The sequence below is a fragment of the Streptomyces sp. T12 genome (genome assembly GCF_028736035.1).
In the GTDB taxonomy this organism is placed as follows: Bacteria; Actinomycetota; Actinomycetes; order Streptomycetales; family Streptomycetaceae; genus Streptomyces.
The window spans coordinates 941,779-960,723 of sequence record NZ_CP117866.1; the positions used below are offsets into that span (position 1 = coordinate 941,779).

The 18,945-nt window shown below is 68.0% G+C and carries 13 protein-coding genes; 9 read left to right on the forward strand and 4 right to left on the reverse strand.

Annotated features, from left to right (window positions below; genetic code table 11):
* The first annotated feature begins 1 nt into the window (after position 1).
* The gene (locus PBV52_RS04150; protein WP_274236902.1) at positions 2–1,501 is read left to right on the forward strand and encodes an alpha-N-arabinofuranosidase; all 1,500 of its coding nucleotides are present in this window, start codon (positions 2–4) and stop codon (positions 1,499–1,501) included.
* A gap of 124 nt (positions 1,502–1,625) precedes the next feature.
* Here the strand turns inward: PBV52_RS04150 and PBV52_RS04155 are convergent, their stop codons facing one another.
* From PBV52_RS04155 to PBV52_RS04175, 4 genes are all read right to left on the reverse strand, one after another.
* Positions 1,626–3,677, reverse strand: coding sequence for a family 43 glycosylhydrolase (locus PBV52_RS04155; RefSeq protein ID WP_274236903.1), 2,052 nt, complete (start codon positions 3,675–3,677; stop codon positions 1,626–1,628).
* A 21-nt stretch (positions 3,678–3,698) separates the two neighbouring features.
* Positions 3,699–6,779 carry an RICIN domain-containing protein gene (locus PBV52_RS04160; RefSeq protein WP_274236904.1) on the reverse strand — a complete coding sequence of 1,027 codons (3,081 nt, stop codon included), beginning with the start codon at positions 6,777–6,779 and terminating at the stop codon, positions 3,699–3,701.
* A 375-nt stretch (positions 6,780–7,154) separates the two neighbouring features.
* Positions 7,155–10,310: a right-handed parallel beta-helix repeat-containing protein gene (locus PBV52_RS51390; protein WP_306801420.1), complete on the reverse strand. Its 3,156-nt coding sequence runs from the start codon at positions 10,308–10,310 to the stop codon at positions 7,155–7,157.
* Between the two features lie 228 nt (positions 10,311–10,538).
* Positions 10,539–11,303 (reverse strand): FadR/GntR family transcriptional regulator, encoded by a 765-nt coding sequence (locus tag PBV52_RS04175; RefSeq protein WP_274236905.1) that lies wholly within the window; start codon positions 11,301–11,303, stop codon positions 10,539–10,541.
* 126 nt (positions 11,304–11,429) lie between these two features.
* Between PBV52_RS04175 and PBV52_RS04180 the strand changes: the two genes are divergently transcribed.
* From PBV52_RS04180 to PBV52_RS04215, 8 genes are all read left to right on the forward strand, one after another.
* Complete coding sequence (locus tag PBV52_RS04180; RefSeq protein WP_274236906.1) at positions 11,430–12,545, forward strand: enolase C-terminal domain-like protein; 1,116 nt, start codon at positions 11,430–11,432, stop codon at positions 12,543–12,545.
* A gap of 142 nt (positions 12,546–12,687) precedes the next feature.
* Positions 12,688–14,055 (forward strand): ABC transporter substrate-binding protein, encoded by a 1,368-nt coding sequence (locus tag PBV52_RS04185; protein WP_274236907.1) that lies wholly within the window; start codon positions 12,688–12,690, stop codon positions 14,053–14,055.
* A gap of 12 nt (positions 14,056–14,067) precedes the next feature.
* Positions 14,068–14,988 carry a carbohydrate ABC transporter permease gene (locus PBV52_RS04190; RefSeq protein WP_274236908.1) on the forward strand — a complete coding sequence of 307 codons (921 nt, stop codon included), beginning with the start codon at positions 14,068–14,070 and terminating at the stop codon, positions 14,986–14,988.
* Between the two features lie 77 nt (positions 14,989–15,065).
* Positions 15,066–15,950, forward strand: a complete 885-nt coding sequence (locus PBV52_RS04195) for a carbohydrate ABC transporter permease (protein ID WP_274249264.1) — start codon at positions 15,066–15,068, stop codon at positions 15,948–15,950.
* Between the two features lie 7 nt (positions 15,951–15,957).
* A complete protein-coding gene (locus PBV52_RS04200; protein ID WP_274236909.1) occupies positions 15,958–16,302 on the forward strand; it encodes an L-rhamnose mutarotase in 345 nt (114 codons plus the stop codon).
* Positions 16,299–17,150, forward strand: coding sequence for a fumarylacetoacetate hydrolase family protein (locus tag PBV52_RS04205; protein WP_274236911.1), 852 nt, complete (start codon positions 16,299–16,301; stop codon positions 17,148–17,150). The genes PBV52_RS04200 and PBV52_RS04205 overlap by 4 nt, the downstream gene beginning before the upstream one ends.
* A gap of 29 nt (positions 17,151–17,179) precedes the next feature.
* Positions 17,180–17,938 carry an SDR family NAD(P)-dependent oxidoreductase gene (locus PBV52_RS04210; protein ID WP_274236912.1) on the forward strand — a complete coding sequence of 253 codons (759 nt, stop codon included), beginning with the start codon at positions 17,180–17,182 and terminating at the stop codon, positions 17,936–17,938.
* Positions 17,935–18,936, forward strand: a complete 1,002-nt coding sequence (locus PBV52_RS04215) for an aldo/keto reductase (protein WP_274236913.1) — start codon at positions 17,935–17,937, stop codon at positions 18,934–18,936. The genes PBV52_RS04210 and PBV52_RS04215 overlap by 4 nt, the downstream gene beginning before the upstream one ends.
* Positions 18,937–18,945 lie beyond the last annotated feature (9 nt).

An 18,945-nucleotide genomic window follows, 5' to 3' on the forward strand; every position in this document is an offset into this window, starting at 1 on the left:
ATTGCCCCGCGCCCACGTCATTCTCGACAAGCATGCCGTCATCGCTCCCGTCCGACGCCGCACCTTCGGCTCGTTCGTCGAACACCTCGGCCGCTGCGTGTACACCGGGCTCTACGAGCCGGAACACCCGAGCGCGAACGACGACGGGTTCCGTATGGACGTCGTCGAACTGGTCAGGGAGCTCGGCACCAGGACCGTCCGCTACCCGGGCGGCAACTTCGTCTCCGGCTTCCGCTGGGAGGACTCGGTCGGCCCCCGCGACAAGCGCCCGGTGCGCCGCGACCTCGCCTGGCATTCGCTGGAGTCGAACCAGGTCGGCCTGGACGAGTTCGCCCGCTGGCTCAAGCTCACCGACTCCGAGATGATGCTCGCGCTGAACCTCGGCACGCGGGGCATCCTGCCCGCCCTGGACCTGCTCGAGTACGCCAACCACCCCTCCGGTACGGCGCTGTCGGATCTGCGTATCGCCAACGGCACGCCGGAGCCGCACAACGTGCGCATGTGGTGCCTCGGCAACGAGATGGACGGACGCTGGCAGACCGGCTTCATGACGGCCGACGACTACGGCAAGCTCGCCGCCCGTACCGCCGGCGCGATGAAGATGGCCGACAAGGACCTCGAACTCGTGGTCTGCGGCTCCTCCGGCTCCTGGATGCCGACCTTCGGCGACTGGGAGCGCACGGTGCTCGAGCACACCTACGACCACGTCGACTACGTCTCCTGCCACGCCTACTACCAGGAGCTCGACGGCGACCTCGGCTCCTTCCTCGCCTCGGCGACCGACATGGACTACTTCATCGACACCGTCGTCGCGACCGCCGACCACGTGGGCTACAAGAAACGCTCCAACAAGAAGATCAACCTCTCGTTCGACGAGTGGAACGTCTGGTACCAAAAGGAGCACGCGGAGTCCGACGAGGTCAACGACGAGTGGCGGCACGCCCCCCGGCAGCTGGAGGACGTCTACTCGGTGGCGGACGCCGTCGTCGTCGGCAACCTGCTGATGACGCTGCTCAAGCACAGCGACCGCGTCACCTCGGCCTCGCTCGCGCAACTGGTCAACGTGATCGCGCCGATCATGACCGAGCCCGGCGGCCCGGCCTGGCGGCAGACGACGTTCTACCCGTTCTCGATCACCAGCCGGCTTGCCGCCGGTGAGGTGATCCGGCCCGTTGTCGAGGCGCCGACCTACACGACGGCACGCCATGGCGAGGCGTCCGTCGTCGACGCCGTCGCGACCGTCGACGAGGACCGGGCCGCGGTCTTCCTCGTCAACCGCGGGCTTTCGCAGGCCACTCAGGTCACGGTCGATGTGCGCAGCCTTGGCTCCTCGCGGATTCTGGAGGCGGTCACACTCGCCGACCCGGACGCGTATGCGAAGAACACACTCACCGAGCAGAACCGCGTGACCCCGCACGCGAACCCGAGCGCGAGCCTGTCCGACGGGCTGCTCAGCATCGAGCTGCCGCCGGTGTCGTGGACGGCAATCGCGCTGGGCTGAGTACCGTGCGACCAGCGGTGGGTACGTCATCCGCGACGTCGGGAGAGGTGACCTGACGCGGGACAGCAAGCAGTGGGGCCGGAAAGCGATCGCTTTCCGGCCCCACTGCTTGCTGTCCGGGTCCCTATCCGGTGACGCGTTGGAAGGTCCACTGCTGGTTGGTGCTGCCCCTGTCGGTGTACTGGATCAGCGCGGCGCCGTCGGCCGTGCTGCCTCCGCTGACGTCGAGGACCTTGCCGCTGTTGCGGTTGACCACGACGAACGCGCCACCGGTCAGCGGGCGCAGTTGCCATTGCTGGCTGGTGCGGCCGTCGGCGGTCGTCTGCACGATCCGCGCGCCGTCCGCGGTCGAGGAGCCTGATACGTCGAGGACCTTGCCGCTGCGGACGCAGGTGATGGTGTGGTAGCCGTCCGCTGTGGACTGGAAGGTCCAGTGCTGGTTCACCGCGTCGGTGTCGCGCCACTGGATCAGGCCGGCGCCGTCCGCGGTCGACCCGCCGGAGACGTCGGCGACCTTGCCGCTGCGCGCGCTGACGCATTTGTAGGCCCTGGTGGGGGCGATGGTGTACTGCACGGAGTCGACGTCGACGTAGCCCGTGTTGTTGGGGTTGTAGGTGTACAGGCCGATCCGGTCGCCGCGGTATCCGCCCCAGGTGAGCTGGTAAGTGCCGCCGAAGGCGGTGTACGTGGTGCCGTCGAGGCTGTAGGAGAACTGGCTGACTCCGTTGACGTCCCAGGTGGTGCGCAGCCACACGGCGTCCTGCGTGACCACCGGGCCATTGGTCAGGGTGCCGCCGGAGTTGTGCGCGATCGTGGTGGTGGTCCCGGAGCGGCGGACGCCCAGGCCTGCGTAGGTGCCCGCGTAGTGGCACAGTCCGGCGTGCTGGCCGTCGGCGAGGCCGGCCAGCTCGAGGCGGACGGTCACCGTCGCGCCGCCCGCGGTGCGCAGCACCCGTTGGGTGAGAGTGTTGCCGACCTTGGTCAGGTTGTCGGTCGCCAGCGGGGCGAACGCCTTGAGCCGGAGGTAGCCGGGGCGTTCGGTCAACGACCAATGGTCCGCGCGCGGTTGATAGTGCCACTCCCACTGCGGCTTGAGGCGGGTGTCGGTGAACAGGTCGCTGGTCACCACGGGGGGCAGGGCGTCCAGGGGCAGACCCGGGGTGCCGCCTGCGGGGACCTGGCCGGTCCACACCATGTTGCCGATGCCGTCCGCGCCCACCCGGCCCAGGATCGGCCAGCCGTCCACCCAGGTCACCGGCAGAAGGGACAGCGGACGCCCCTCCCAGTCGCCGCGGCCGTGGTGGGTGACGAAGTACCAGGTGCCGTCAGGGGTCTGCACCAGGCCGCCCTGATTGGGCTCGCGGTCCACCGAGCCGTTGACGTGCTCGAGCTGCTTGGTCTCGTAGGGGCCGTAGAGGTTGGAGCTGCGGTTCATCATCAGCACCCGGCCCTCGGACTTCACCTCGCTGTACAGGTGGTAGTACAGGCCGTTGATCTTGTACAGCTTGTTGGCCTCGCTGCCCGGCGACTGGTGGATGACCGTGGGCGTGCCGACCAGGGACTTGCCGTCCGCGGACAGCTTGAACAGGTTGATCTTGTAGCTGTCCGAGTAGTGCGTGGTGACCAGGTAGCCCTGTCCGTCGTCGTCCCAGAACGGGCACGGGTCGTCCCAGCCGGAGGTCCGCCACACCGCCGTCAGCGGATCCCACGGCCCGGACGGCGAGGGGGCCGACGTCATGAAGAAGCCTTCGTCGGGGGTGTTGAAGTACACCCAGTACCGCCCCGCGTGGTAGCGGATGGCGCCGGCCCACACACCGCGGCCGAAGCGGTTCATCCGGTCCCAGTTCAGCAGTGGTCCGATCTGGGTCACGTCACCGACCGCGCCGCCGAGCGTGCGCCAGTTGACCAGATCCTTGGAGTGCAGCACGGCCACGCCGGGCGAGTACCCGAACGTGCTGGTGATGCCGTAGTAGTCGTCGCCGACCCGGATGCAGTCCCAGTCGCTGAAATCGCACGGGAGAATGGGGTTGACGTAGGTGCCGTCGCCCTGGTCGCCCCACTTGCCGGCCGACAGCGGGGCCGCCGCTGCCCTGCCCGGTGACAGCAGGCCCGGCAGCAGGAGCGCCCCGGTGCCGACCGCGGCGAGCCGGCCGAGTTGTCGTCTGGTGATGTCCACGATATCCGTCCTTGGGGGGAGTCAGTCCACGTTGACCGCTTGCCACAGCTGGCTTGCGGCGTTCGTGTCCGTGGTCTGTACGAGTTGGGCGCCTGCTGTCGTGGACGAGCCGGACACCGCGAGCAGCTTGCCGCTGTTCACATTCTTGATCTTGTAGTAGCCGTTTCCGGTGGCGACCAGTGTCCAGTGCTGGCTGGCGGCGTTGTTGTCGGTCGCCTGGACGATGGACGCGCCGTCCGTGGTGGCGGCACCGCTGACGTCCATGAGCAGAGCGCTGTTCCGGCTGACGATCTCGTAGCTGCCGTCACCCACCGGGACGAAGCGCCAGTTCTGGTTCGGGGCTCCGGTGTCGTTCCACTGGGTGATGTTGGCTCCGGCGGTCATCGACGCACCTGAGACATCGATCGCCTTGGCGCTGTTCTTGTTGAGCACCTTGTAGTTGGCGTTCGTCGCGGGGAACGAGATGGAGGCGAACGCGTCCAGCGCGCAGACGGTGTTGGACGAGGAAGCGTTCTTCGTGCCGGTGCACACCACCCTGATCGTGTGGGGGCCCGCGGCGAGATCCGTCTCCTCGAACAGCGGCACCTGCTTCGTCACCGTCGAGGCATAGGCGTCGATGCCCGACTGGGCGAGCGTGCCGTCGATGTAGACGTCCACCTTGCCCATGTTCGGCTGCTTCATGCTGAGGTACCGGACGCCCGAGCCGGTGAACGCGTACTCGGCGTAGTTGCCGACGCCGGTCGTGTACTTCTCGGACCCGTTCATGTCCTTCGTGTCGTTCCAGTTCGACCAGGTGCCGGAGTAGGTCACGCCGGCCGCCTTGTCGTCGACGTGGTTCCAGCGCTGCCGCACGAGCGCCTTCGACGCGGCGGACGCGTTCCCCTGGGCGTCCACGACGTAGAGGCGGTAGTCACCCGCCGCCTGCGGGACGCCGATGCTCGTCGAGGTGCCGCTCGCGCTGGTCATGGTGGGACCGGCGGCGAACGTCCTCGTACCGGAGGGAGCCAGCCACAGGGTCTTGGTCCCGTCTCCGGGGCTACGCACCGGAATGGTCATGACACCCTTGCCGGTGAACGTGCTGGCGGGCAGCGCGTAGTCCTGGAGGGCCACTCTGCTCTGGGGGACGAGGTCCTTGTAGGCGTCCTCCAGACCCGCGTTCACGGCGATGCCGTACGCCTGCGACGGCCACACGTTGTCCGCGTACGCGCGCACGTCCTGGATGGTGCTGTTCGGGACCCTCTTGTCCCAGATCTTGTTGACGGTGCCGTAGGTGTTGGTGATGCTCAGGTCGTGCTGGCGGCCCCACGTACCGGAGTGGATGGTGGACGTCACGTCCTTGTCCACGTCGAGCACGTTGTCGTGGAAGTTGAGGTAGGCGGAGCCTTCATCGGGGTGGAGTCCGTACTTCTTGCCCGCCGGAACGCCCTGGATGTAGTTGTTGCTGATCTCGGTGCCCGGCTGGTTGCCCAGCGTGTAGATGGGAGCGGAGTCACCGAGCACCTGCATGGTGTCGATGAGTTCGTTGTACTTGACGCTGTTGTTCTTCGCCGTGGTGGTCGGGTTCCCGGGATTGATGGAGTTCGTCGAGCCGTCGAAGTTCCACCATCCCCAGCCGAGCGTGATGCCCGCCCACGGGGACTTCTCGATCCGGTTGTGCTGCACGGAAAGGGAATCGACGAAGTACGCCGACACCGGGCTGGACGCCTCGAACAACACCGCGCTGTCGTAGAGGTAGTTGTCCGTGACGGTGATGTTCTTGCAGACGCCCTCGACGTTCACCGGGTACTTCTCGTGGTTGGTCGAGGTGTAGTCCCCGATGTACACGTGCTGGGGGTGTCCCACGGTGATGGCGGATCCGGCTATGTCGTTGACGTAGTTGCCGGTCAACTGTGAGTCCGTCACGTCGTTGACCATGTTGATCCCGTCGGCGCCGGTGTGCTGCACCGTGTTGCGCTGCAGGACGATCCCGTCGGCGTTCTCGATCTGGATGATGCCCGGCGGCAGGTCGACGTTGCGGTAGGTGTACGCGTGGAAGTTCTGCCTCGCGTACACGGTCGAGATGGTGTTGCCCTGCTGGCTCTGCCGGAAGACGGAGCCCGCGACATTGACCAGGTTCCAGTCGGAGTGCTCGACCGTGAGCCCGGAGAACGTGATGTTCCGCGCGTGGTCGGTCCTGGACGTACCGGCGATCTTGAGGAGAGTGGACACGCTGTTCGGCGCGAAGACCTTCGCCGTGGTCATGTCCTCGGAGCTGGACTTGTAGTAGTACAGCGCGTGATTCGTCTTGTCGAAGTAGAACTCGCCCGGCTTGTCCAGGAACTCGTACGCGTTCATGAACGTATGACTGCCGCCGGCTTTGAACGGGCCGTACGGCGCTGCCTGGGCGATGGCCGCACCCGGCTGCTGGAACAGGGCCACGCGGTTGGCGCCGTCCGAGCTCGTGGTGATCTGACGGACCCCCACGATGGCCGTGGTCCAGGTCGTCGCCGACTTGATCTCGACGTCGTCCTGGTTGGCGGCGACGGCGGGCAGGTCGGAGAGGCTGTACTTGGCTCCGTCGCACTGCGAACCCGACTCCCAGGCCCAGGGAGCCTGGCCGGCCGTGACGGAGTAGGTCCCGTGGCATCCGGCCGAGTTGACCGTCTTCGAGGCCATCTGGGCGCGCTTGCCGTTGACGTAGAGCGCGCGGAGCTTGTTGTCGCGGTTGAGCGTGGCTTTCCAGATGTTCCCGCTGTGCTGAGTCCAGCCGGTCACCTGAACGCCTCCGTCCAGGATCGGCTTCTCGTTCTGGTAGGCGGCGTAGACGACATGGTGGCCGTTCGTTCCGGAGTCGGCCGGTGTGAAGTCGATGGTGCTGCTCACCGGGTAGTTGCCGCCGCGGAGATAGACGTTGATGTCTCCGGTCATGTTGTCGTTGACCGTGCGCACGACGTCCCGGGCGTGCTGCAGGGTCTTGAACGGCGCGGTGATCGTCCCGGCGTTGGCGTCGTCGCCGTTGGGGGCGACGTAGTAGGTCGCCTGGGTCGCGGCCGAGGCCGGGGTCGGCGTCGTGAGGGATGCCAGCAGCAGCGCGGAGAGAGCCGTCGCCAGCGCTGCTGACACGGTGCGGGTGGTGGAAGTGACGGGTTTCAACGTCTCCCCCTCCTACTGGTGCGGACGGTAGGGAAAGCGTTCATGTGGCGGCTCCGGGGGTGTTGTCAGTGCGGTTGACGTTGATCTTCAGCGTCCGGCCCTTGAGCGTTCCGAGGGCACAGGAGCGTCGGTGAGCGGCACAACCTCGCGGATCGGGGGGTGACTTCGCAGCGACAGAAGTGGTGCGAGCTTCCCTCGTCAGGGACGCGGCGTGGGAGCCTGCCCGGCACGGGCAGCCCTCGGAAGAACTGATCCCAGCGCCGCGGTGCCCCGCGTGATGGTGATGCAGCACCACCACGCGGGGCCGGTTGCGGGATCCGTCAACGGTCGCTCAGGGCAGTTTCTTCAGCTCACGGAGAACTGGCTGAACTTCGCGCTGCCGGGCGCTCCGGTGTGAGCACTGAAGAACATGCCCGCGTCCTGGGTGCTGTTGGCACCGGTCAGCGTCGCGGTGCCCACCGTGGTCCAGGTGGTCCCGTTGGCCGAGTAGGAGCCGGTGACCGAGTCGCCGTTCCTGACCAGGCGGAGCCAGACCGGGGCGATGGCGGCACTGCCGGTCTTGGTGGTGCCGGAGTCGAGGTAGCCGTCACTGTTGGAGTCCCACGACATCGTGACGCCCTTGCTCGGCGTGGCGGCGAGGACGAGGTATCCGGTGGAGGAGGCGGTGCCGGTGATGTCGTTGCGCAGCATCAGGCCGGCCTTGCCCCAGCCATTGGTGTTGTCCTGGCTGTCGACGTGGACGGTGACGGTCGACGACGTTCCCGCCGCGCCCGACTGGTAGGCCGCGGAGTAGTCGTCGTCGCGTTGCGCGCCCGAGGCCCATGTGTCGATGCCCGCGTTGGTCAGGGAGGTCACTCCTTGGCTCTGGCCCACCGCGGCCGGGACGGAGCTGTAGGCCTTGGAGGGGGAGGTGACGATCCGCAGATTGCTGAAGGCCGCGCTACCGACGGTGGTGCTGTGGGCGCTGTGGATGACACCGGCGTCCTGGGTGGCGGCCATGGACGGCAGGGTGACCGCCGAGCCGATCTGCGTGAAGCTGGATCCGTTGGTGGAATAGAAGGCGGACACCTGGGTGGCCGTGCGGGTGAGCCGCACCCACACCGGCGCCTTGACCGTCGAGGACGTACACGACATCTGGTCCAGGTAGCCGTCCGCGGTGGAGTCCCACTGGAAGCACACGCCGCGGCTCGGGGCCGCCGTGGCGACCGCGTATCCCGGGGAAGAGCCGTTGCCGGTGAGGCTGTTGCGCAGGACGACGCCCGCCTTGGCCCAGGCGTTGGTGTTGTCGATGTTGTCGACCCGCGCGGTCACCGAGGTGCCGTTGGCAGCGGAGTTCGCCAGGTAGACGGTGCCGTAGGCGTCGTCGTGCTGTCCGCCGGCACCCCAGATGTCGGCTCCCGCGTCGGTGATGGTGAAGCGACCGCCGCTCTGGCCCGTCAGGGCGGGAGTGGAGGAGTAGCTGCTGTAGGGGGCCGTGACGGGGTCCGTGGTCAGGGGCCGGTATTGGGGCTGGATGCCCGCGTTGTCCATGACCGTGCGGGCGCCGGAGGGCCAGTTGCCGTTGGTGACGACCACCGTGCCGCTCACCACATTGCCGCGGTCACCGTTGACGATGTTGGTCGAGGACGTGGTCGACCAGTTGTCCCGGAGGGTGAGGGCACCGGTGTTGTTGGTGGAGCTGCCGTTCTGGTGGGCCCACCGGCCCGTGTTGCGGAAGACGTTGTTGGTGTCCGTGAAGTCCCTGGATCCCTCGTCGTGGTAGAAGCCGTAGTAGTTGTTGTTGGTGTGGCAGTAGTTGCGTTCGAAGGTGCTGCCGGGCGACGCCGACAGGGTGTACAGACAACCGCCGTCGTTCATCTGCTGCATGATGTCGTGGAGGTAGTTGTCGGTGATGTGGTTGTTCGCGGCGGTGGTGGGGGTCGTGTAGACGGGCTGGTAGTCGTACAGACCGCGGTTCGCGTAGTCCTGGCTGCCGCCCGGGTCGTTGACGCCCCAGCCGTAACCGATGGTCAGCCCCGAGTAGGGCAGGTTGTACACCTCGTTGTGCGACACCGTGGCGCCGTTGGCGTAGGTGACCAGGATGGCCGACATGTCCCGGTAGTCGATCGCCACGTCGTGAATGACGTTGTTGCTCAGTGTGATGTTCTTGTTGGTCATCCGGCTGTCGCTGGGGTGATGCGCGTCCGCCTGGAGTCCGCCGACGACGATGCCTCCGCCCGCGTCCTGAGTGAAGACGTTGCCGGTGGCGGTGACGGTGTCGGCACCGAGGCCGACCCCGGTGGCGTGGGCGTTGGCGTCCTGGCCGATGCCGAGGCCCACCTGCCCGAGCTGGGTGAACCGGTTGCCGGTGAAGGTGATGTGGTCGGCGGCCGACACCTGGACGGCGGCCGGCATCTGGTCCCAGTGCGGACGCGTCGCCTCGAACAGCGGGCAGCCGCTCTGGCAGGAGGTCAGCGCGTCGGAGGGACGGTCCCAGGTACCGGTGAGGTACGCGCCGGTCTGCTGGCTGGCGTAGCCGTGACTGTTGGGGCCCAGCCAGCTGGTGCCCGAGAACTGCAGACCCGAGAACGTGATGTGGGTGGCGGGAGAGGCATAGCTTCCCCCGACGTTGACGAGCGACTGCAGCTTCGGCACCTCGACGTCCGCGGTGCTCATGTTCTGCCCGGCGAGCGGCTTGTAGTACAAGGTGCCGGAGCCCGTGTCGAGGTGCCACTCCCCGGCCGCGTCGAGCAATTCGTAGGCGTTCTCGATGTAGAGCGCTGCCGACCGGAAGGGCTTGGTCAGGGTGTCGTAGCCGAAGGTGTTGTTGTCCCAGGACGGCTGGTTCATGGTGATGGTGCCGTTGCTGATGCCGGACACCGGGGCGTAGCGGTCGGTGAAGGATCCGATGCCGTGGATCTCGGTGCGGCTCGGGGCGGCCAGGCTGTTGAGGTAGTTCAGCGCGGTGTTGGTGAAGGTGTAGCCGGTGGTGGTCGCGGTCAGGTCGGTGCGGTTGACCGTGGAGCGGGCCCTGGTCGCCAGGACGCCGTCGACGTACAGCTGCCGGGTGTCGAACCCGGTCCCGACGCTGGCCTGCCAGATGTTCTTCGCCGAGTCGCGCAGCGTCCAGCCCGTGGCCCGCTGCGCGCCGGTGATGACCGGACGGGCGCCCAGCGCGGCCTTCCAGATCACCGAGTAACCGCCGGTGCCGGAATCCGCCGCTGTGAAGGTGAGGGGGTTCGTCAGCCGGTACGTGCCGTCCGCGACCTCCACGACGATGTCGCCCGTCATGGAGTTGTTCATGGCCCGGACGTTGGTCTTGGCCTGGGTGAGGGAGCACGGCTGGCTGGTCGAGCAGGCGGTACCGGTGCCGTTCGGGGACACGTACAGCGTCGTGGTGGCCGCGTACGCGGGCACGGCCTGCGCGACGACGGCCCCGGCAGAGGCGGTGAGGAGCGCGAGTGCGGCCAGACATGGTCTGAGCCGGTCACGCACTGCGGGGCGGAAGCGGGTTGGGCGCATCTGGCACCTTCCGATTACGCAAGAGGGCACGCGCGGGGCGTCCTCCCACTCATGGGAATGCAGCCCTGCGGTGATTGCGGAGGTGATACGGCGTCGTAACGTTAGTCGTCATACGTATGCTGTCAATATGTGCCGCAGAAATAGATCTGCACCACAAAAGAAACCCGCCCCCCGGCCTGACGGCTCGGGGGCGGGTTCCGGCGCACGCAAGGGCCGGCCGGGATGCGCTCAACCGGTGAGACCGGTGTGCGGGATACGGCGGCGGCTCCAGGCCGCTTCGATATGGGCCGTCATGGCCTGCGCTGCACCCTGGGGGTCGCGGGCCAGAAGCCGCTCGGCGATCCGGCGGTGCTCGGCGTTCGCCTGCTCGCACGCGTGGCCGTCAGGAGTGCCGGTGTACAGGAACGTACTGCGGGCCTGGGTGTGGACGGTCCGGATGATGGAACGACCCAGCCTGTTCCGGGACGCCTGCATGATCCGGTCATGGAAGAGCACATCGGTCTCGATGAACCGGGCGGGAGTGGCGATCTCCTCGTCGAGGCGGCCGAGCAGCCGCCCCACCTCCCGGAGATCGTCATCGGTGGCGAGCTCGGCGGCCTGGGCCGCCATCTGTGCTTCAAGGACCGAACGCACGCCGACAAGCTGGTCCAGCACGACGAGTTCGTCGTCGTGCTGGACGGTGGCCGCCAGCACGACAGGATCCAGGAGATTCCACTCCTCGGACGGGGTGACCGTCGTGCCGGAACCCTGCCGGGCCCGAACCAGCCCCTTGGCCTCCAGCGACTTGACCGCCTCACGGATCGTGATGCGGCTGACGCCGAACGTCTCGCACAGTTCGGGTTCGACCGGCAAGGTGGAGCCCGATGGAATGGCACCCGCGACAATGCTGTCGGTAAGGGACTCCACCACCGCATGGGCCAGCCGAGCCGGGCGCCTGGGCCAGGGTTTCAGGGCCGACGGATCCTCGACGCCGCTTCGACCGCTCTTCGCCATATGGCCCCCTCACCGGTGTGGACGATCGCCGATTCTACGCTCCGAACACCTTGACAGCATTCGTATGACGACTTACGTTACACGAAAATTTCGCAGCAGTAGCTGCCACTGCAAGGGGTAAAGACCGTGCGCATTGCCGACGTGGAGAGCTATCCGGTCCGGATTCCGGGCGCCAGTCCGCCGTTCGTCTGGCGTGACGGGTTGCTGGGCAGCCCGCCGGACGGCGAGGCCGCGGTGCTGCGGATCTGCACCGACGAAGGGGTCGAGGGCATCGCGATGGCCCCCCGCCGGGGCAGCGCCGTCATCCTGGCGGACCTGCTGGACCGCTTCCTGCGCAAGGAGCTCGTGGGCCAGGACCCGCTGCAGCGGGAATGGCTGTGGCACCGCATGTGGGAGCTGGACCGCACCGAGGAGCTGCCCCTCTACCTGCTCGGCCTCGTCGACACCGCGCTGTGGGACCTGGCCGGCAGGCTCGCGGACCGGCCCACCTGGCAGATGCTGGGCGGTTTCCGCACCTCGATCCCCGCCTACGCCTCGACCGTCACCTACTCCTCGGTGGAGGAGTACCTGGACATCGCCGACCAGGCCCTGGAGCTCGGATACCCCGCCATCAAGCTCCACGCCTGGGGCGACGCACGCCGCGACGCCCGGCTGTCGGTGGCCCTGCGGGAACACGTGGGGGACGCGATCCCCCTGATGTTCGACGGGTCCGCCGGATTCGACCTCCCCGACGCGATCTATCTCGGACACGCCCTGTCCGACGCGGATTACCTCTGGTACGAGGAGCCGATCCGGGAGTTCAGCATCACCGCGTACAAGCGCCTCTCCGACGCGGTGGCGGTGCCCCTGCTGGTGGCCGAGACCTCCGACGGGGCCCACATGAACTCGGCCGACTTCATCCAGGCCGGCGCCGCCACCTTCGGCGTCCGCGCCTCCACCCAACTGCGCGGCGGCTTCACCGGCGCCATGCGCACCGCCCACCTCGCCGACGCCTACCGGCTGCGCGCCGAGGTGCACGGTCCGGAGATCCCCAACCGACACCTGTGCATGGCCATCTCGAACACCACCTACTACGAGTCCCTGGTCATGGGCAATCCGATCAGCCGCGAGAGCGGCATCGACGCCCAGGGACTCGTCCACGCCCCCACCGGGCCCGGCGTGGCGCTGCCCGCCGGCCTGGACTACCCTCCCGCCCTTCAGCGGTTTGTCGACAAGGAGACTTTGACGCCGCCGAAGGCCTGATCCGCCCAGTCCACCCCACTCTCACGATCGCCCCGTACCCGACCCTCCACGCCTTCGGTACCTGATCCCTCCACACCTCCCCGCTCCGGTGCTTGCGCCGACATCCCGCGGATCTCCGCAGAACGCAGACATGAGGTCAGTCATGAACAGCGACGTTCCCGTCACCTCCCGCCGCCAGGTCAGACGCGTTGCCGGCGCGGCCCTGGGCGCCGTCTCCCTTCTCGCACTCGCCGCCTGCGGCAGCGCTGATCCCGCAGCCGCCGGGGCGTCCTCCTCCCCCGCGACCTTCAAGCCTGTGAAGCAGGAGGAAGGCAGCCAGATCACGGTCTGGGCGGACGCCGCCCGAGTCCCCGGCGTGCAGGCCTATCAGAAGGCTCACCCGGACGTGAAGATCAAGATCGTCACGTACAGCGGGGACGCCAACGGCGCCAATGACCTGCAGACCAAGGTCCGGCTGTTCGACCGGAGCGGCAGCGGCTGGCCGGACGTCGCCTTCAGCGCCAACGTCAACGACGGCACCTGGGCCTCCCAGGGCAAGACCCCCTATGCGGCGCCTGTCGACAAGGGCCTGATCCCCGACTCCACGCTGAACGGCTTCGCGGACGGCGCGCTGAACCCCTGCAAGGTCAACGGCGCCACCTACTGCCTGCGCAACGACCTGGCCCAGAACGTGCTCTGGTACAACAAGAAGCTCCTGGACAAGTTCGGCTACTCCGTCCCGACCACCTGGGAGGAGTACGAGGCACTCGGCAAGAAGGTCGCCAAGGAGCACCCCGGTTACCTGGTCGGAACCGCCGGGGACGCCTGGAGCCCCGAGGTGTACTTCTGGGCGAGCCAGTGCCCTGCCAGCACAGTGACCGACGCCAACAAGGTCAAGGTCGACCTGCAGGACGCCAAGTGCACCCGGATGGCCAAGCTGCTCGACAGCCTGATCGCCAAGGGCTCGGTGTCCAAGGACACCGTCTTCAGCGCCGGCTTCATCAAGAAGGAGGCGAGCAAGGTCCTTCTGCTCCCCGGCCCTTCCTGGTACGGCCAGGTGCTCTTCAACTCCACCTTCAAGATCCCCAAGGGGCAGATCGCGGCTGCCTCGCCGCTGAAGTTCGAGGCCGACGCCAAGAACTACACCGGCAACGTCGGCGGCGGGCTGTGGTTCGTCTCCTCCCACAGCAAGAACCTCAAGGCGTCCGCCGACCTGGTCACCTGGATGGCGACCTCCAACGACTACCAGGCCACCGCGGGCACCTACCCCGCGTACAAGGAAGCAGCCGTCGCCTGGCTCGCCGGCCAGAAGAAGACCGGCTACTTCGCCCAGGACGTCAGCCCGGTCTTCCAGGAGGCGGCGGAACTCATCTGGCCCGGCTGGTCCGCCACCCAGTACAGCCAGGAAGCGATCTACTCCTCCACCGTGGTCCCGGCCCTGAACTCGGGCAAGCCCCTCACCGACACCCTGGGCACCTGGCAGACGGCCATCACCGACAAGGCCAAGTCCCTCGGATACACCGTCAACTAGCGAAGCGGACCGATGACCACCCACCTCGCAACGGAGCGGAGCGGCCGCCGCGGCGGCCGCTCGGCCCGCAACCCGGTCGGACGCGCCGGTTACGTCTTCGTCTCCGGCTACGTCCTCCTCCTGCTCGCCTTCGGCGTCCTGCCCACCGGTTACGCGGTGTGGCTGGCGCTGTCCAACTCCCGCAACCAACTCGTCGGGGTCGGCAACTTCACCCGGACGTTCACCGACTACCGCTTCGGGCCGGCCTTCCTCCACATCGGCCTGTACCTGGTGATCTGGCTGGCCAGCCTGATGATCCTGGTGGTGCTGCTCTCCCTGATGCTGCACGGCCGTATGCGCAGGGCCTCCACCACCCTGAGGTTCCTGTTCTACCTGCCGGGCGCCCTCGCCGGGGTGGCGAGCGTCCTGCTCTTCCTGATCCTCCTCGACCCGGCCGCCAGTCCCGTCGGCTGGCTGCTGAAGGGCTTCGGCTGGAACACCCTCGCCCAGGTCAACGCCCCCGGCCACCTGCCGGTTCTCTTCACCGTCATCGCCTTCTGGACCGGGGCCGGCGGCTGGATCGTGGTCATGTACGGCGCGCTCAACAGCATCCCGGACGAGATCCTGGAGGCCGCCCGCATCGACGGCGCCAGCACGCTCCAGATCGCCCTGCGCATCCAGATCCCCATGATCACCAAGTGGATCGCGTACATGCTGATCCTGGCCTTCGCGGCCGGCACCCAGCTCTTCGTCGAGCCACAACTGGTCTCCCTCGCCAGCTGGGGCATGATCCCCGACAGCTGGTCACCGAACCAGCTGTCCTACCAGTACGCCTTCCAGGCGGGCGACTTCAACGGCGCGGCGGCGCTCTCCGTCGACCTCCTCATCCTGGGCCTGGCCTGCGCGGCGCTCGTCGTCTTCCGTACCGGCCTGTTCGACAGGGACGAACGATGACCACGGCTCCCACGACCACAGCCCGCCGCACCCCGCCGCCCCGTACCGCCGGCGCCCGCACCAGCCCGAGGAAGCCCATGCACCGGACGCGCCGCCCACGCTCACTGGCCGCCCGGCTGGCCTGGCTCATCGTCATGACCCTGGCCGTGCTGTTCTTCTGTGTGCCGGTGGTGTGGCTCCTGCTGGCCACGACCAAGACCGACGGCCAGATCGTGCGGGACAACCCGTTCTCCTTCGGCTCCCTCACCTCGATCGCCGACGCCTGGCACCATCTCTACGCCTTCCAGGAAGGCGCCATCCTCACCTGGCTGAGGAACTCGGCGCTCTACACGTTCGGCGCACTGGCCATCACGCTGGTGACATCGATCCCCGCCGGGTACGCGCTGGCTCTCACACAGTTCATCGGGTGCCGGATGCTGTTGACCATCACCATGCTCGTGATGCTCATGCCGACGGCCGCGATGGTGCTTCCCCTGTACCTGGGGATGAACGCCGTGCACCTGGACGGCACGATCTGGTCGGTGATCCTGCCCTTCTCCTTCTTCCCGTTCGGGGTCTACCTCACCTACATCTACTTCTCCTCCAACGTCCCCGCCGACCTGCTGTCCGCCGCGCGGATCGACGGCTGCTCGGAGTGGCAGGTCTTCCGTCTCGTCGCGATGCCGCTGGCCAAGCCGGTGATCGCCCTGGTCGGGTTCTTCAACTTCGTCGGCAACTGGAACAACTTCTTCCTGCCGTTCGTGATGCTCCCCGACAGCTCGCAGTATCCGGCGCAGGTGGGGCTGAACAACCTGCTCGCCGCCTCGCCGCTGTTCAACACCTCCAGCGGCACCGGCAACCAGATCATGCGGCCCGAACTGGCCCTGGCCACCCTGGTCACCATCGTCCCCGTGCTGATCGTCTTCCTCTTCTCCCAGCGCGCCCTCGTGGCCGGCATGCTCGCCGGCGCGACCAAGGAGTGAGGCACAGATGAAACGGATTGCCCAGACGATCCGCCTGCGGCCCGAACACCGTGAGCTGTATCTGCGGCTGCACTCCGCGGTCTGGCCGGGCGTCGAGGCCGCGCTGCGGGCCGCGAACATCCGCAACTACAGCATCTTCCTGCGCGAGGACACGCTGTTCGCCTACTTCGAGTACCACGGCGACGACTTCGAGGCCGACATGGCCGCGATCAGCACCGACGCGACCACCCAGGCCTGGTGGAAGCTCACCGACCCCTGCCAGGAGCCCTGGGCAGATACCGGCACCGGGGGCAACTGGTCCGACCTGACCGAGATCTGGCATCTGCACCCATCGCAAGGAGACGCCCGGTGAAACTTCTACGAGTCGGCGCGCCCGGCGAGGAGCGTCCCGCAGTCCGCACCGAGGACGGCCGGCTGCTCGACCTGTCCCCCGTGACCTCCGACATCGACGGCGCTTTCCTCGCCTCGGACGGTGTCGACCGGGCCCGGGCGGAGGTCGCGGCGGGAAGTCTGCCCGAGCTGGACCCGGACGGTCTGCGGATCGGTGCCCCTCTCGCCCGCCCTGGCAAGATCGTCTGCGTCGGCCTGAACTACCGCGACCACGCCGCCGAGACCGGCCTTGCGATCCCCGAGCGCCCGGTGGTGTTCATGAAGGACCCGGGCACGGTGATCGGCCCCTACGACGAGGTGCTGATCCCCCGCGGCTCCGTGAAGACCGACTGGGAGGTCGAACTGGCGGTCGTCATCGGACGACGGGCCCGCTATCTCGACGGACCCGAGGCCGCGCGGGACGTGATCGCGGGGTACGCGATCAGCCATGACGTCTCGGAGCGGGAGTTCCAGCTGGAGTACTCGCCGCAGTGGGACCTGGGCAAGTCCTGCGAGACGTTCAACCCGCTCGGACCGTGGCTGGTGACCGCCGACGAGGTGGGCGATCCGCAGGACCTCGGCCTGCACCTGAGCGTCAACGGCGTGAAGCGGCAGGAGGGCCACACCGGCGACATGATCTTCCCGGTCGACCACATCGTGTCGTACCTGAGCCAGTACATGGTCCTGGAGCCGGGTGACGTGATCAACACCGGTACTCCGGCGGGCGTGGCCCTCGGCCTCCCGGGCACCCCCTATCTCCGCCCCGGCGACAGCGTCGAGCTCTCCGTCGACGGCCTCGGCGCCCAGCGCCAGACCTTCGGCCAAGCGTGAAAGGCACCCCTTTGAGCAGCTTGAGGAGCTTGAGCGGCCTGTCAGGGCTCAAGGCCGTCGTCACCGGCGGCGCGTCCGGCATCGGGCTGGCCACATCCCGGATGCTGGCCGAGCACGGCGCCACGGTGGCCGTCCTCGACCTCGACCCCTCCGGCGCCCCCGAGCCGCTGATCGCCATCAAGGCCGACCTCGGCGACGACGCCTCGGTGCGTCCGGGCGTGGCGGAGGCCGCCGAGCGGCTCGGTGGCCTGGACATCCTGGTCAACAACGCGGGCATCGGCGCCATCGGCAGCGTCGAGGACAACCCGGACGAGGAGTGGCACCGCGTCCTCGACGTCAACGTCCTCGGGACGGTACGCACCACCCGGGCCGCCCTGCCGTATCTGCGGCGCTCGTCGCACGCGGCGGTCGTCAACATCTGCTCCATCGCGGCCACCGCGGGACTGCCCCAGCGTGCCCTGTACTCCGCGAGCAAGGGCGCGGTGCTGTCGCTGACCCTGGCGATGGCCGCCGACCACGTCCGCGAGGGCATCCGCGTCAACTGCGTCAACCCCGGCACCGCCGACACACCCTGGGTGACCCGGCTCCTCGACGCCGCCGACGACCCGGAGGCGGAACGCGCCGCCCTCGACGCACGCCAGCCCCTGGGCCGCCTGATCACCGCGGACGATGTGGCAGCGGCCGTGGTCTACCTGGCGAGCCCCGCCGCGGCCTCCGTCACCGGCACCGCCCTCGCCGTCGACGGCGGCGTGCAGGGGCTCCGGCTGCGCCCGGCGGCCGGCTCATGAGAACGACCACGCTGGGCACCACCGACGTCAGGGTCACCGAGCTGTCGTTCGGGGCCGCCGGCATCGGCAACCTCTTCCGCCCGGTCACCGACGAGGCCGCGTTCGCCGCGGTGGAGGCGGCCTGGGACGCGGGCGTCCGCACCTTCGACACCGCCCCGCACTACGGACTCGGATTGTCCGAGCGCCGCCTGGGCGCCGCGCTGCGCGACCGGGACCGGGACGCGTACACCGTCTCCACCAAGGTCGGGCGGCTGCTCGAACCCCGCCCGGAGGGTGGCCGTGGCGACGATCTCGCCCAGGGCTTCGCCGTGCCCGACACTCACCGCCGCGTCTGGGACTTCAGCTCCGACGGCGTCCTGCGCTCCCTGGAAGCGAGCCTGGAGCGCCTCAGTCTGGACCGGGTGGACATCGCCCTGCTGCACGACCCGGACCACCACGCCGAGCAGGCCCTCACCGAGGCGTACCCTGCGCTGGAACGGCTGCGCGGTGAAGGCGTCGTCAAGGCGATCGGCATCGGAGTGAACCAGTGCGCGCTCCCCGCCCGCTTCCTGCGCGAGACCGACATCGACGTCGTGCTGCTCGCCGGCCGCTACACCCTCCTGGAGCAGGAGGGAATGGCGGAAGTACTGCCGGAGGCCGCCGCCCGCGGCAGGAGTGTCATCGTCGGCGGGGTGTTCAACTCGGGTCTGCTCACCGACCCCAAGCCCGGGGCCATGTACGACTACGCGCCCGCCCCACTGCACATACTCGACCGAGCCCTGCGCATGAAGGCGATCACCGAACGCCACGGCGTACCGCTGCGCGCATCCGCTTTGCGCTTCCCGCTCGGCCATCCGGCGGTCGCGAGCGTGCTGTCCGGCGCGCGTTGCGCCAAGGAGGTCCGGGACACGGTGGACCAGATGCGGCGAACGGTACCGGCCGCGCTCTGGGACGAACTACGTGCCGAGGAGCTGCTGCCCCCGCACGTCCCCGTCCCCGCCGCCGCACCTCAGTCGTGAGGGTGACCG

Bases quoted from the DNA above. Each gene is read 5' to 3' on its own strand.
- PBV52_RS51390 (WP_306801420.1), bottom strand. From the start codon at position 10,310: ATGCGCCCAACCCGCTTCCGCCCCGCAGTGCGTGACCGGCTCAGACCA.
- PBV52_RS04175 (WP_274236905.1), bottom strand. From the start codon at position 11,303: ATGGCGAAGAGCGGTCGAAGCGGCGTCGAGGATCCGTCGGCCCTGAAA.
- PBV52_RS04185 (WP_274236907.1), top strand. From the start codon at position 12,688: ATGAACAGCGACGTTCCCGTCACCTCCCGCCGCCAGGTCAGACGCGTT.
- PBV52_RS04190 (WP_274236908.1), top strand. From the start codon at position 14,068: ATGACCACCCACCTCGCAACGGAGCGGAGCGGCCGCCGCGGCGGCCGC.
- PBV52_RS04195 (WP_274249264.1), top strand. From the start codon at position 15,066: ATGCACCGGACGCGCCGCCCACGCTCACTGGCCGCCCGGCTGGCCTGG.
- PBV52_RS04200 (WP_274236909.1), top strand. From the start codon at position 15,958: ATGAAACGGATTGCCCAGACGATCCGCCTGCGGCCCGAACACCGTGAG.
- PBV52_RS04215 (WP_274236913.1), top strand. From the start codon at position 17,935: ATGAGAACGACCACGCTGGGCACCACCGACGTCAGGGTCACCGAGCTG.